The organism is Streptomyces sp. NPDC037100, assembly GCF_055606225.1.
On record NZ_JBVJSX010000007.1, the window covers coordinates 222276 to 234969 of the forward strand.

Annotated in this window: 13 protein-coding genes; 9 read left to right on the forward strand and 4 right to left on the reverse strand. The window is 70.1% G+C overall.

Going from position 1 to position 12694, the window contains the following annotated elements; all coding sequences use genetic code 11:
* Positions 1-85 precede the first annotated feature (85 nt).
* Positions 86-514: a VOC family protein gene (locus tag ACZ7EG_RS24035; RefSeq protein WP_471082442.1), complete on the forward strand. Its 429-nt coding sequence runs from the start codon at positions 86-88 to the stop codon at positions 512-514.
* Positions 515-555: 41 nt separating this feature from the next.
* Here the strand turns inward: ACZ7EG_RS24035 and ACZ7EG_RS24040 are convergent, their stop codons facing one another.
* Positions 556-1110 (reverse strand): methylated-DNA--[protein]-cysteine S-methyltransferase, encoded by a 555-nt coding sequence (locus ACZ7EG_RS24040; RefSeq protein ID WP_471082445.1) that lies wholly within the window; start codon positions 1108-1110, stop codon positions 556-558.
* Positions 1111-1162: 52 nt separating this feature from the next.
* On the reverse strand, positions 1163-2035 hold the full coding sequence (locus ACZ7EG_RS24045) for a glycerophosphodiester phosphodiesterase (protein ID WP_471082448.1): 873 nt from the start codon (positions 2033-2035) through the stop codon (positions 1163-1165).
* Between the two features lie 290 nt (positions 2036-2325).
* Between ACZ7EG_RS24045 and ACZ7EG_RS24050 the strand changes: the two genes are divergently transcribed.
* The 8 genes from ACZ7EG_RS24050 (at position 2326) to ACZ7EG_RS24085 (ending at position 10196) form a co-directional block, all read left to right on the forward strand.
* Positions 2326-3192 (forward strand): MHYT domain-containing protein, encoded by an 867-nt coding sequence (locus ACZ7EG_RS24050; protein ID WP_471082451.1) that lies wholly within the window; start codon positions 2326-2328, stop codon positions 3190-3192.
* Positions 3193-3232: 40 nt separating this feature from the next.
* The gene (uvrB, locus tag ACZ7EG_RS24055) at positions 3233-5383 is read left to right on the forward strand and encodes an excinuclease ABC subunit UvrB (protein WP_471082454.1); all 2151 of its coding nucleotides are present in this window, start codon (positions 3233-3235) and stop codon (positions 5381-5383) included.
* Positions 5384-5522: 139 nt separating this feature from the next.
* Complete coding sequence (locus ACZ7EG_RS24060) at positions 5523-6101, forward strand: TerD family protein (RefSeq protein ID WP_471082457.1); 579 nt, start codon at positions 5523-5525, stop codon at positions 6099-6101.
* A gap of 76 nt (positions 6102-6177) precedes the next feature.
* A complete protein-coding gene (locus ACZ7EG_RS24065) occupies positions 6178-8196 on the forward strand; it encodes a TerD family protein (RefSeq protein WP_471082460.1) in 2019 nt (672 codons plus the stop codon).
* A gap of 222 nt (positions 8197-8418) precedes the next feature.
* Positions 8419-9420, forward strand: coding sequence for a TerC/Alx family metal homeostasis membrane protein (locus ACZ7EG_RS24070; RefSeq protein WP_471082463.1), 1002 nt, complete (start codon positions 8419-8421; stop codon positions 9418-9420).
* Positions 9421-9550: 130 nt separating this feature from the next.
* Entirely contained in the window at positions 9551-9673 is a 123-nt protein-coding gene (locus tag ACZ7EG_RS24075; protein ID WP_471082466.1) for a hypothetical protein, read from the forward strand.
* Positions 9664-9852: a hypothetical protein gene (locus tag ACZ7EG_RS24080; protein ID WP_471082469.1), complete on the forward strand. Its 189-nt coding sequence runs from the start codon at positions 9664-9666 to the stop codon at positions 9850-9852. The genes ACZ7EG_RS24075 and ACZ7EG_RS24080 overlap by 10 nt, the downstream gene beginning before the upstream one ends.
* Positions 9853-9923: 71 nt before the next feature.
* Complete coding sequence (locus ACZ7EG_RS24085; RefSeq protein ID WP_471082472.1) at positions 9924-10196, forward strand: hypothetical protein; 273 nt, start codon at positions 9924-9926, stop codon at positions 10194-10196.
* Positions 10197-10257: 61 nt separating this feature from the next.
* Here ACZ7EG_RS24085 and ACZ7EG_RS24090 read toward each other — a convergent pair whose 3' ends face one another.
* Together ACZ7EG_RS24090 and ACZ7EG_RS24095 are read right to left on the reverse strand one after the other, a co-directional pair.
* Positions 10258-11532 carry an MFS transporter gene (locus ACZ7EG_RS24090; protein WP_471082475.1) on the reverse strand — a complete coding sequence of 425 codons (1275 nt, stop codon included), beginning with the start codon at positions 11530-11532 and terminating at the stop codon, positions 10258-10260.
* Between the two features lie 94 nt (positions 11533-11626).
* A complete protein-coding gene (locus ACZ7EG_RS24095; protein WP_471083039.1) occupies positions 11627-12673 on the reverse strand; it encodes a S66 family peptidase in 1047 nt (348 codons plus the stop codon).
* Between the last annotated feature and the right edge of the window lie 21 nt (positions 12674-12694).

Consider the following 12694-nt stretch of genomic DNA (forward strand, 5'->3'; position numbering starts at 1 on the left):
GGCCAGTCGTCTTCCCTCATCTCTGGCGAGCGGAGGACCGGGCCAAACCCTTGCGGGCAGCCGGAGTCGTCACGAGCCTGGTGGCATGACCGATCACATACCTCGTCTCGACCATGTCGTCCTCTGGGTGCGCGACCCGCTCGCCGCCGCCGACTTCTACGAGAAGGCCGTCGGCCTGGAGGCGGTCCGGCTCGCGGAATTCGCGGCGGGTGAGGTGCCGTTCCCCTCCGTGCGCGTCAACGGCGAGACCATCCTCGACCTCATGCCTGTGAGCTACGCGGAACGCATGACGGTGCTGCCCGGCTCCGCCGACAGCGCGGGGCACCCGGTCAACCACGTCTGCCTGTCGTTGGCCCGTGGCGACTTCGACGCCCTCCTCAGCCGTCTCGAGGAACGCTCCGTACCGATGTCGGACCTCGCGCACGGCTCCTTCGGAGCCCAGGGCAAGGCCACCCGCAGCTTCTACTTCCGCGACCCGGACGGCAACGTCTTCGAGGCCCGGCACTACGACTGACCGAGCCCGGAACCCATCGGGTTGCAGAGGAGCGGCGGCTTTCAGAAGAGCGGCTCGGGAAGCACCCCCTCCAGGGCGAGCAGCCTCCGCTTGGTCTCCAGACCGCCCCCGAAGCCGCCGATCCCGCCGTCGCTCTCCACCACCCGGTGACAGGGCACCACCACCGGCAGCGGATTGGCGCCCATCGCCATACCCACGGCCTGGGCGGCGCCCGGCTGGCCGACGCGGCCGGCCAGGTCGCCGTATCCGACGACCTGGCCGTACGGCACGCCCGAGGCCAGTTCGCGCAGGACCTCCCGGTTGAAGCCGGAGATCAGCGACCAGTCCAGAGGCAGGTCGAAGTCGCGCCGCTCACCCGCGAAGTACGCCTCGAACTGGCGTATCGCCTCGGCCAGCAGCGGGGAGCGGGGGGCCTCGACGGGCTCGGTGCCCAGCCGCGACGCCAGCCGCTCGACGGCCCGGTCCCGCACCGCTTGCGTGGCGTGGAACACGACGTTGACCAGTCCGTCCCGGCTCGCGGCCAGCAGCAACGGCCCGATCCCGCTGTCGACGACCGCCCACACGACGTGCGGCTCGACCTGCTCTCGGCTGTCCATGTGCCCACAGTAGGACCCGCCACTGACAACGCCGCGAGGGCGGAACGCCGGGTCAGCCGCCCACGGCCTCACGCACCACGTCCGGCTTGTTCGTGATGATCCCGTCGACGCCGTAACCGGCGACCCGCCGGGCCGTCTTCGCATCGTCGACCGTCCAGGCGAAGACCTTCATCGGCCTGCCGTGCGCTCCGTCGAACGCCTGGACGGAGGACACATACGCCGGGGAGAGCGAGCTGTAGGAGGGGTTGATCTGGTCGACGTACTCGGCGCAGTCGAGCAGGTCCGGCACCCGTGGCGTCCCCAGGAGGCCGGTCTTCACACCGGGCTTCAGCTCGTGCACCGTCCGCACGCTGTCCGCACTGAAACTCTGCACGATCAGCCGGCCCGCCAGGTGCGACCGGTCGAGCCAGCCCTCGTTGCCGAGGACCTTCAACGTCTGCCGCTCGATGCCCGGATACAGCTCCGGATTCTTGATCTCCAGGAGCAACTTCTGACGATGACGCTCCAAGCGGTGCACGAACTGCTCCAACGTCGGCACGCGCGCGCCCGCGTACGCGGGACCGAACCAGCTGCCCGCGTCCAGACGGGCGATCTCCGCGGCGGTGAAGTCCTCCACCTTCCAGGGCGCCCGGTCGGGAAACACCTCCTCGGCGTCGGTGGTGCGCCGGAGGTTGTCGTCGTGGATGACGACCAGCTCTCCGTCCCTCGTCCGCTGCACGTCGTTCTCCACCCAGCGGATCCCCAGCTCCGCAGCTCTGTCGACGGAGGCCAGGGTGTTCTCCGGCGCGTACGCGGAGGCCCCCCGGTGCCCGATGACCAGCGGGGACGTGCCGACGCCCGCGGCCTGTGCGGGGGAGATGGGGAACAGCAGGGCGGCGGTCCCCAGGAGTGCGGTGGTCGAGGCGGCAACAGCGCGCGCGTGCATGCGTACTCCTCGCGACGAGCGAACGGCAACATCACAGACAGCACAACTGTGACAGCAGAGGGTCAACGCGAGAGGGGCGCAGGATGGCCACACCCTGAACGGAGATCGCCCAACTCCGCTCACTGGTAGCGCACAACTGCGGCAAGGCCGTGTTTCTTTGCCGGAAAGTCGTTCGACCATTCCGGTGGGGGTCATACTCTCTGCGTCAACCCTGACCGCTCGTGCGGTCCTGGGAGGGGGGCGCACATCAGAAATTCCGGGACGTACGAGGGCGGGAAGGGCAGCCGCGCATGCAGGGCACGGTCGACGGATTCAGTTACGGCCTGGTCACACCCCTGGTGGCCTACTTCATGGCCTGCCTCGGCGGCGCGCTGGGCCTGCGGTGCACCACGAGATCCATGCTCGTCGCCCAGTCCTGGCGCCCCGGCTGGCTCGCCCTCGGCTCCGCCGCCATCGGCTCCGGCATCTGGACCATGCACTTCGTCGCCATGATGGGGTTCGCGGTCCGCGGCACCCCGATCCACTACGACAAGGCGATGACCTTCGCGAGCCTGGCCGTCGCGATCATCATGGTGGGCATCGGGATCTTCATCGTCGGCTTCAAGGGCGCGCGCGGTACGGCCCTGTTCACCGGTGGCACCATCACCGGCCTGGGCATCGCGTCGATGCACTACCTGGGCATGGCCAGCATGAGCCTGGACGGAAAGCTGGAGTACAACACCGTCACCGTGGGCATCTCCGTCGCCATAGCCATGGGCGCCGCCACCGCCGCCCTGTGGGCCGCCGGCCAGGTCAGGGGCTTCCTGTGGAGCGTGGGCGCCAGCCTCGTCATGGGGCTCGCCGTCAGCGGCATGCACTACACGGGCATGGCCGCCCTCAGCGTCCACCTGCACGGCACGGCCGAACCCACGACGGGGGAGTCGCCCGCGACACTGCTCGCGCCCATGCTGGTCGGCCCGCTCGCCTTCCTGCTCCTGGCGGGGGTGGTGGTGATGTTCGACCCGCTGATGGTCATGGGGAAGCCCACCGTCGTCCCCGCCGAGCACAAGCCCGGCATCCCCGCGCACACCCACGTCCGCCACTCCGCCCACCGCCTGCGGTTCCGCCCCCGCCGCACCGTGGAGCACCGGGTGTCCCGCACCCCGCAGAACCGCTGATCAGAGCCCGTTGTCAGTGCGGGGTCGTACGGTGGAACCCATGCGGCCCGTTTCAAAGATCGAACGCACGGTGGCGCCCTTCGAGGTCGTCAGCCCCTACCAGCCGAACGGCGACCAGCCGACAGCCATCGCCGACCTCGCCCGGCGCATCGAGGCGGGCGAGAAGGACGTCGTGCTGCTCGGCGCGACCGGCACCGGCAAGTCCGCCACCACCGCGTGGATGATCGAGAAGCTCCAGCGCCCCACGCTCGTGATGGCGCCGAACAAGACGCTGGCCGCCCAGCTGGCCAACGAGTTCCGCGAGCTGCTCCCGAACAACGCCGTCGAGTACTTCGTCTCGTACTACGACTACTACCAGCCCGAGGCCTACGTCCCGCAGTCGGACACCTACATCGAGAAGGACTCCTCGATCAACGAGGAGGTCGAGCGCCTGCGCCACTCCGCGACGAACTCGCTGCTCACCCGCCGTGACGTCGTCGTGGTCGCCTCGGTCTCCTGCATCTACGGCCTCGGCACCCCGCAGGAGTACGTGGACCGCATGGTCCCCCTCAAGGTCGGTGAGGAGATCGACCGCGACGAGCTGCTGCGCCGCTTCGTGGACATCCAGTACACGCGCAACGACATGGCCTTCACCCGCGGCACCTTCCGCGTCCGCGGCGACACGATCGAGATCTTCCCGGTCTACGAGGAGCTGGCCGTCCGCATCGAGATGTTCGGCGACGAGATCGAGGCGCTGTCCACCCTGCACCCGCTCACCGGCGAGATCATCAGCGACGACGAGCACCTCTACGTCTTCCCGGCGTCCCACTACGTCGCAGGGCCCGAGCGCCTGGAGCGGGCCGTCAACGACATCGAGAAGGAACTGGCCGAGCGCCTGACCGAGCTGGAGAAGCAGGGCAAGCTGCTGGAGGCCCAGCGTCTGCGCATGCGGACCACGTACGACATCGAGATGCTGCGCCAGATCGGCAGCTGCTCCGGCGTGGAGAACTACTCGATGCACTTCGACGGCCGCTCGCCCGGCTCCCCGCCCAACACCCTGCTGGACTACTTCCCGGACGACTTCCTCCTCGTCATCGACGAGTCCCACGTCACCGTCCCGCAGATCGGCGCCATGTACGAGGGCGACGCCTCCCGCAAGCGCACCCTCGTCGACCACGGCTTCCGGCTGCCCTCCGCCCTGGACAACCGCCCCCTGAAGTGGGAGGAGTTCCAGGAGCGCATCGGCCAGACGGTCTACCTGTCGGCCACCCCGGGCACCTACGAGATGTCCCGCTCGGACGGCTTCGTCGAGCAGATCATCCGCCCCACCGGCCTCGTCGACCCGGAAGTCGTCGTCAAGCCCACCGAGGGTCAGATCGACGACCTGGTGCACGAGATCCGGCTGCGCACGGAGAAGGACGAGCGCGTCCTGGTCACCACGCTCACCAAGAAGATGGCCGAGGACCTCACGGACTACTTCCTGGAGCTGGGCATCCAGGTGCGCTATCTGCACAGCGACGTCGACACCCTGCGCCGCGTCGAACTGCTGCGGGAACTGCGCGCCGGCGAGTACGACGTGCTGGTCGGCATCAACCTCCTGCGCGAGGGCCTCGACCTGCCCGAGGTGTCCCTGGTGGCGATCCTGGACGCCGACAAGGAGGGCTTCCTGCGCTCCGGCACGTCCCTGATCCAGACCATCGGCCGCGCCGCGCGCAACGTGTCCGGTCAGGTCCACATGTACGCCGACAAGATCACTCCGGCGATGGAGAAGGCCATCGAGGAGACCAACCGGCGCCGTGAGAAGCAGATCGCGTACAACACGGAACGGGGCATCGACCCTCAGCCGCTGCGCAAGAAGATCAACGACATCGTCGCCCAGATCGCCCGCGAGGACATCGACACCGAGCAGCTGCTCGGCTCGGGCTACCGCAAGGCCAAGAAGGACGGCGGGGGCACCAAGGCGCCCGTGCCCTCCCTCGGCAAGGCGGCCGGCAACGGCGAGTCCGCCAAGGGCAAGGGCAAGGGCAAGGCCGCTCAGACCGTGCCGACCGATCGTCCCGCGGCCGAACTGGCCGGGCAGATCGAGGACCTGACCGCGCGGATGCGGGCCGCCGCCGCGGAGCTGCAGTTCGAGATCGCGGCCCGGCTGCGCGACGAGGTCTCCGAGATGAAGAAGGAACTGCGTCAGATGAAGGAGGCGGGCCTGGCCTGACAGCGTGCCGCGTACGCGCAGTGTTGCAAGACCGACACAAAGTGCGGACCGGGGTACGTCGCTGTCAGTGCCCCTGCGTAGGGTTCTGGTCAACCGCGACCACGCGGCAACAGGGGACGTTCGAGAGGGGAATCAGCGCGTGACCGTCAACATGACCAAGGGTCAGGCCATCAGTCTGCAGAAGAACGACGGTGGCAGCCTGACTGCGGTTCGCATGGGTCTCGGCTGGCAGGCGGCTCCCCGGCGCGGCCTGTTCGGCTCGCGCACGCGGGAGATCGACCTCGACGCCTCCGCCGTCCTGTTCGCGGACAAGCAGCCGGTCGACGTCGTCTTCTTCCGCCACCTGGTGAGCGACGACGGCTCGGTGCGCCACACCGGTGACAACCTCGTCGGCGGTGTCGGCCAGGGCGGCGACGACGAGGCGATCCTCGTCGACCTCGCACGGGTCCCGGTCCACATCGACCAGATCGTCTTCACCGTGAACTCCTTCACGGGCCAGACCTTCCAGGAAGTGCAGGACGCGTTCTGCCGCCTGGTCGACGAGACCAACGGCCAGGAGCTCGCCCGCTACACGCTCGCCGGCGGCGGCCAGTACACGGCCCAGATCATGGCCAAGGTCCACCGCTCGGGCCAGGGCTGGACGATGACGGCCCTGGGCAACCCGGCCAACGGCCGCACCTTCCAGGACCTGATGCCGGCGATCCTGCCGGTGCTCTGACGCACCCCGGGCCCGGGACCGGCGGGCCCGGCGGGCAGCACACGACACCACACAACGACACAGGGGGACGAAGGCGATGACGGCCGAGCTGGTGCGGGGGCAGAACCACCCGCTCTCCCAGGCCCGTCTCGAGATCCGGATCTCGGCCGGTACGCCGATCGTGGCCGTGGCCGCACTCGGCGACGAGAACGGCCGGATCCACGGCGTGGAGTGGGTGGCCCACCCGGGCGCACCCACCCAGCCGGGTCTCGAGGTTCCTCGGCAGGCCGCCGCCGACCACCGTCTCGCGCTGGACCTCGACGCCGTGCCGGAGGCCGTCCACCGGGTCAGCGTGCTGCTCGCACTGCCCGTCGGGGGGACGGGACCGCTCCGTTTCGGCGCCGTGGCGGCCCCCTTCGTCGCCGTCACCGGTCTCGACGGCGGGGAGGTCGCCAGCTACACCATCACCGGTCTGGAGGCCGAGTCGGCCGTCGTCGCCCTGGAGCTCTACCGCCGGCAGGGCGCCTGGAAGGTGCGTGCCGTCGGCCAGGGCTACGCGGGCGGCCTCGCCGAACTCCTCACCGACCAGGGCCTGCCACAGGCCCAGCAGCTCGCCGCCGACATCAACGACGCGGTGGCCCAAGGGCTGGCCCGCTCGGTGCAGGCGCCCCCGCCCCGCACGGCGGACGGCGACCGCTCCCGGCAGGCAGCGGCTCCCGCCCTCGGCCCGGACCAGGGCGGCACCGCGCCTCAGCCCGGCCCCGTCTCACCGATGTCCCCGTACGGCGCTCAGACGTCCGGCGGCCCCGGGCAGCCCGGCCCTCAGCAGCCGTCGTACCCCGGCGCCGCGCCGGACCCCCACGCCGTCACCCAGCCGTCCGCGCCCACGGCCGGCGGCCCGATCGACTACAGCCACCCGCGCCGCCAGAACGCCGCTCCGCCACCGCCCCCGCCGACCGCGCCCCCGGCCGCACCCGGGCAGCCCGCGCAGCCCGTGGCGGGCGACGCGACCGGCTGGTCCATGGAGGAGCGGCTCTACAACCAGGTGTGGGGCATGTTCGAGGACCTGGCCCGCTCCACCGCCGCCTACCGCAGCGCCGTCGACTTCGCCGAGTCACGCATGGACAAGGAGCTGGAGCAGGTCCTCTCCGACCCGCGCAGCCGGATCGGCGGGCAGGGCGACGCCGCCCGCGAGGCGGCCCGGACCCGGCACGCCGAGCTCGTCGCCCAGGCCCGGGAGGCCCTTGACCGGGATCTGACCCAGCTCGCCGCCGAGGCCGACGTCGTGGAACCGGCCCTGCCGCCGGCGTACGCCCGCTGGGACAACCCGGTGTGGCACGCCTACCGGGTGCCGATGGAGATCCCCATGGCCCTGCGCCTGGGCGACCTCCACCTTCCGGAGGCCGACCGGATCCGCATCCCCATGCTGGTCCGGCTTCCGTTGGAGCGAGGCCTGTGGATCGACAGCGGAGCGGCCGGATCGTCCGACGGCCCGTTCACCGATTCCCACGCCATGAGCCGTCTCGCCCTGGAGACGGCGGTCGCGCACGCGGCCCGGCTGCTCGCCGTCCACCCGGCGGGCGAGTTCACCGTCCACGTCATCGACGCGGCGGGCTCGGGGGCGCAGTCGCTGGCGCCCCTTGTGCAGACAGGCGTGCTCGCGGCCCCGCCGGCGCGCGGCGCCGCCGGCGTGGCGGACGTGCTGGGCCGGCTCACCCAGCGGGTCGACCTGGTGCAGATGGCGGTCCGGGGCGGCGCCGCCGACTCCCTCCCGCCGGGCTTCGACACCTCCCAGCAGCTCCTGATAGTCAACGACTTCCCGCACGGTTTCGACGATCGGGCCGTGAATCAGCTGCGCTACCTCGCCGACGAGGGCCCCGCCTTCGGCGTCCACCTGATGATGGTCGCCGACCGGGAGGAGTCCTCAGGGTACGGGCCTTTGCTCGACCCCCTGTGGCGTTCGCTGCTGCGACTGACGCCGGTGGCCGACGATCACCTCGCCGACCCGTGGGTCGGTCACGCGTGGACGTACGAGCCGGCGCTCGTGCCACCCGGCAGCCAGGTCCTCCAGCAGGTGCTCAGCCAGGTGGCCGCCGCCCGCACCAAGTTCATGTAAAGCCCTCTGAACAGGGATTTTGGTCTTTCTTTTGCCAAGCGCTTTACCTGTTCTTGGTGATTGGGTACTGTTGACGGCACGGAGGGGAGTACTCCCTGTCTGCTGCGGCGTACCCGTCAATACGGATCAGGCCAGATCCCGGGGCGTCGGCCCGTCTTCGGGTGGAAGAGACCTCCGGCAGCGACGACGCTGACATTTGCCGTTACGACTGCCGGAGGCGCAGTGGATGTTTCCGTGACCCTATGGGTCCTGACGATCGTGGGCCTCGCCGCCCTCATCGCGGTCGACTTCTTCATCGGCCGCAAGCCGCACGACGTGTCGATCAAGGAAGCCGGGATCTGGACGGTCGTCTGGATCGTGCTGGCCGCGCTCTTCGGGCTCGGCCTGCTCCTGTTCGCCGGTGGCCAGCCCGCCGGCGAGTTCTTCGCGGGCTTCATCACCGAGAAGTCACTCAGCGTCGACAACCTCTTCGTCTTCGTCCTGATCATGGCGAAGTTCGCGGTGCCGTCGCAGTATCAGCAGCGTGTGCTGCTGATCGGTGTCCTCATCGCCCTGGTCCTGCGAGCGATCTTCATCGCCGCCGGTGCGGCGATCCTCGCCAGCTTCGCCTGGGTCTTCTACATCTTCGGTGCCTTCCTCATCTACACCGCCTGGAAGCTCATCCAGGAGGCTCGGGCCGACGAGGAAGACGAGGAGTTCGAGGAGAACAAGCTGCTCAAGGCCGCCGAGCGCCGCTTCGGCGTGGCGGACCGGTACCACGGCACCAAGCTGTGGATCGAGGAGAACGGCAAGCGGGTCATGACCCCGATGCTGGTCGTGATGCTGGCCATCGGTACCACCGATGTGCTCTTCGCCCTCGACTCCATCCCCGCGATCTTCGGCCTGACGCAGGACCCGTACATCGTCTTCACGGCCAACGCGTTCGCCCTGATGGGGCTGCGTCAGCTGTACTTCCTCATCGGGGGCCTGCTGAAGAAGCTGGTCCACCTCTCCTACGGCCTGTCGATCATCCTGGGCTTCATCGGAGTGAAGCTGGTGCTGCACGCGCTGCACGAGTCCGGGGTACATGTCCCCGAGATCAGCATTCCGGTCTCGCTCGGCGTGATCTGCTCCGTTCTGATCGTCACCACGATCACCAGCCTGCGAGCTTCCAAGAAGCAGGCGGCGGCCGAGGCGGCGCAAGGCGGGAGCCAAGGCGCTCCGAAGGACAGCATCGACGTCTGACCGCGTCGGACGTAGGAACAACCATCACCGGGACCGGCGCTCCGCGAATTGCGGACCGCCGGTCCCGGTGCTTGCTTGTTTCCTCAGCACGTTCCCCGGCCCGGGGGCGCCGTGGCCGGCTGGAGATGCCATGAAGTTCGTGCAGATCATCGAGTTCGAGACCGAGCGTATGGAAGAGATGCAGCAGGTGCTCGAGGAGGGCTGGCCGGCGCCGCCGACCGCGCGCACGGCCCGACCCACAGCATGCTGCTGAAGGACCGGGACAAGCCCAGCCGTTATCTGGCGCTGATCGAGTTCGAGTCGTACGAGGAGGCCATGCGCAACAGTGACGACCCCGAGACCAGCGCGATGGCGGAGCGGCTGGACGCGCTCAGCACGGGCGAGCGGGTGTTCACCAACTGCGACCTCCTGGACGCGCGTGACCTCAAGTAGCTCCCAGGGCGCTCCCGCGGGCCCGCCACCACCCGAGTGCGGGGCCTCGGCCCGTCTGCGACGATCGCGTCGTGATCGCTCGGCTCAGGCGGTTCGCGGCACGGTGGACGACCCTGGTGCCCCTGCTGGCGGTCGTGCTGCTGGTCCTGACCTGGGGGCGGGATCTACCGGTCGGGGTCGTCGCCCTGGTGACCCTGGTCCTGGCGGGAGCCGTCCTGGCCGCTGCGCACCACGCCGAAGTGGTGGCCTCGCTGACCGTGGTGCCGGGCCGGGCCACGCCGCTTCAGGGTGGAGTCCGTCTGGTGCTGTTCGCGGCCTACCTGGAGCTGGCGATCAACCCGTGAGTGCGCATACCCGCTCAGGCGCGCGTCTGTGTCTGCCGGGCCCGGCGACGGAACCACCGAGTCACCCGGCAGTGGCCTCCGCGGCCGCGCCCATCCGTACCGGGCGCGTCTCCGGCAGCAACGCGAAGCACCCCATGCTGAACAGCGCGATCGCCGTCAGATACGCGGCCACACCCCACGGCACCCGCCCGCCCTGCCCGGCGAGTGCCGTCGCCACGATCGGTGTGAGCGCTCCTCCGAGGACCCCGCCGAGGTTGTAGCCGACGGCGGCGCCGGTGCAGCGCACCCGCGGCTCGTACAGTTCCGGCAGATAGGCGGCGATCACGGCGAACATCGTGATGAACGCGAGCATCGCCCCGAGGAAGCCGAGGAACATCGGCAGCGGCGCCCCCGTGGCGAGCAGCGCGACCATCGGGAACATCCACAGGGCTGCCGCCGCACACCCGGCCAGGCACAGCGGCCGCCGGCCGTAGCGGTCACCGAGCAGCGCCACCAACGGGGTCAGAGCACCCTTCACGAGCACCGCGCCCATGATGCAGGTCAGCATGACGCTACGGCTCACCCCGAGCCGCTCCGTGCCGTAGGAGAGGGACCAGGTCGTCACGGCGTAGAAGATCGCGTAGCCGATCGCGAGGCCACCGCCGGTCAGCAGGAGGAGCCGCCAGTGGTTGCGGACGACCTCGGCGAACGGCACGCGCGCGTGGTCGTCGATCTCGAGGAAACGCGGGCTCTCGGTGAGCGACGACCGCAGCCACAGCCCCGCGACGGCCAGCACCCCCGCGGCCCAGAACGGCACCCGCCACCCCCAGGCGGCGAACTGCGCCTCGGTCAGCGTCGAGGACAGGCCCAGCACCACCCCGTTGGCGAGCAGGAACCCCAACGCGGGCCCGACCTGCGGGAAGCTCGACCACAGCACCCGCCGTCGGGCCGGCGCATGCTCCACGGCCAGCAGCACCGCTCCGCCCCATTCCCCGCCGAGCCCCAGCCCCTGGAGGAAGCGCAGCACCAGGAGCAGCAGGGGAGCGGCCACGCCGATCGAGGCGTACGTCGGCACGCAGCCGACCGCGACGGTGGAGGCCCCGGTCAGCAGCAGGGAGGCGACGAGCACCGGCCGCCTCCCGCGCCGGTCCCCGATGTGCCCGAACAGGATCGATCCGAGCGGCCGGGCCACGAAGCCGACACCGAAGGTGGCGAAGGCGGCCAGCGTCCCGGCCATCGGAGAGAAGCTCGGGAAGAACAACGGCCCCAGGATCAGGGCCGCCGCGGTGCCGTAGACGAAGAAGTCGTAGAACTCGATGGCCGTGCCGGCGAGAGAGGCGGCCGCGAGGCGCGGCATGGAGGGTGCCCTTACGGTGCGTACGTCGTGCATGCCGCGTCAACTACCCACCGTGACTGCCGGTTACGGGGGCGCGTGGAGGGCCCGGGGGTCCTCAGTACGTGACCGTGATGCGCCGGGCGGGTCCGTCCACGCGCACGGTGCCGCCGTACGGGATCACCAGTTGCGGATCGGTGTGCCCGAAGTCCACGTCGAGAACGATGGTGGTGTCGGGGGCGTAGGTTCGCACCGCGCGAAGGACCGCCTCGCGTTGGTCGGCCGCGTAACGCGCCGCTTCCTCCGGGGTGGTGGGCCGCTCGAAGGACCATGTCTTGGGCCGGCCCATCAGCAGAGCGGAGAAGCGCCCCAGGAGCCCGCGCTCGCCCATGCCGCGCAGGGTGCGGAAGACCTCCGTGGCACTCGGCATGTCCTCCGAGGTCTCCAGGAGCAGCACGCCGCCGTCGTACTCGGACAGGTCGCGGGCGACCTCCCGGTCGGCCATCAGCAGCCAGGCGAGGATCTCCAGGCAGCCGCCCCAACTGCGGCCCTCGACCACCCTGCCGGGATTCACCCAGGTCCAGCCGGCACCGGGCCGGGTCTCCGGCTCCGCGTCGAAGGTCGCCGGGTCAGCCCAGTCCCGGTCGATGTCACGCCACCGCTCGGCGGGCCTCAACTCGTACGGTCCCGGGGTGAACATGGCCGCACGCAGGGACTCGGCGGTCTGTGGATGCATGACCTCCGGACGGCCCAGCTCGCACATCACGCTCCCGCCGTGGAAACCGACGATGCCGCAGGTGCGCAGGAACGCGAGCAGGTTCGTGTTGTCGCTCATCCCGAAGAACGGCTTGGGGTCGGCCCGGATCAACTCCCGGTCCAGGTAGGGCAGCACGGTGATCTGGTCGTCCCCGCCGATGGACGCGATGACCGCCCTGATCTCCGGGTCGGCGAAGGCGGCGTGAAGGTCGGCGGCGCGCTCCTGGGGCGTGGAGCCCACCGTGCGGGTCGCCGGATACTCCACCGGCTCCAGCCCGAACTCCTTGCGCAGCCGCTCAAGCCCCAGCTCGTAGGGGAGCGGGAAGAGCCCCGGCAGGCCGGAGGAGGGCGAAACCACGGCGATGCGGTCGCCGGGGGACGGCCTGGGCGGATAGCTCGGGCTGGTCAGGCTCGTCATGCCGGGAGGCTA

Bases quoted from the DNA above. Each gene is read 5' to 3' on its own strand.
- ACZ7EG_RS24035 (WP_471082442.1), top strand. From the start codon at position 86: ATGACCGATCACATACCTCGTCTCGACCATGTCGTCCTCTGGGTGCGC.
- ACZ7EG_RS24040 (WP_471082445.1), bottom strand. From the start codon at position 1,110: ATGGACAGCCGAGAGCAGGTCGAGCCGCACGTCGTGTGGGCGGTCGTC.
- ACZ7EG_RS24045 (WP_471082448.1), bottom strand. From the start codon at position 2,035: ATGCACGCGCGCGCTGTTGCCGCCTCGACCACCGCACTCCTGGGGACC.
- ACZ7EG_RS24050 (WP_471082451.1), top strand. From the start codon at position 2,326: ATGCAGGGCACGGTCGACGGATTCAGTTACGGCCTGGTCACACCCCTG.
- uvrB (WP_471082454.1), top strand. From the start codon at position 3,233: ATGCGGCCCGTTTCAAAGATCGAACGCACGGTGGCGCCCTTCGAGGTC.
- ACZ7EG_RS24065 (WP_471082460.1), top strand. From the start codon at position 6,178: ATGACGGCCGAGCTGGTGCGGGGGCAGAACCACCCGCTCTCCCAGGCC.
- ACZ7EG_RS24075 (WP_471082466.1), top strand. From the start codon at position 9,551: ATGAAGTTCGTGCAGATCATCGAGTTCGAGACCGAGCGTATGGAAGAG.
- ACZ7EG_RS24080 (WP_471082469.1), top strand. From the start codon at position 9,664: ATGCTGCTGAAGGACCGGGACAAGCCCAGCCGTTATCTGGCGCTGATC.
- ACZ7EG_RS24090 (WP_471082475.1), bottom strand. From the start codon at position 11,532: ATGCCGCGCCTCGCGGCCGCCTCTCTCGCCGGCACGGCCATCGAGTTC.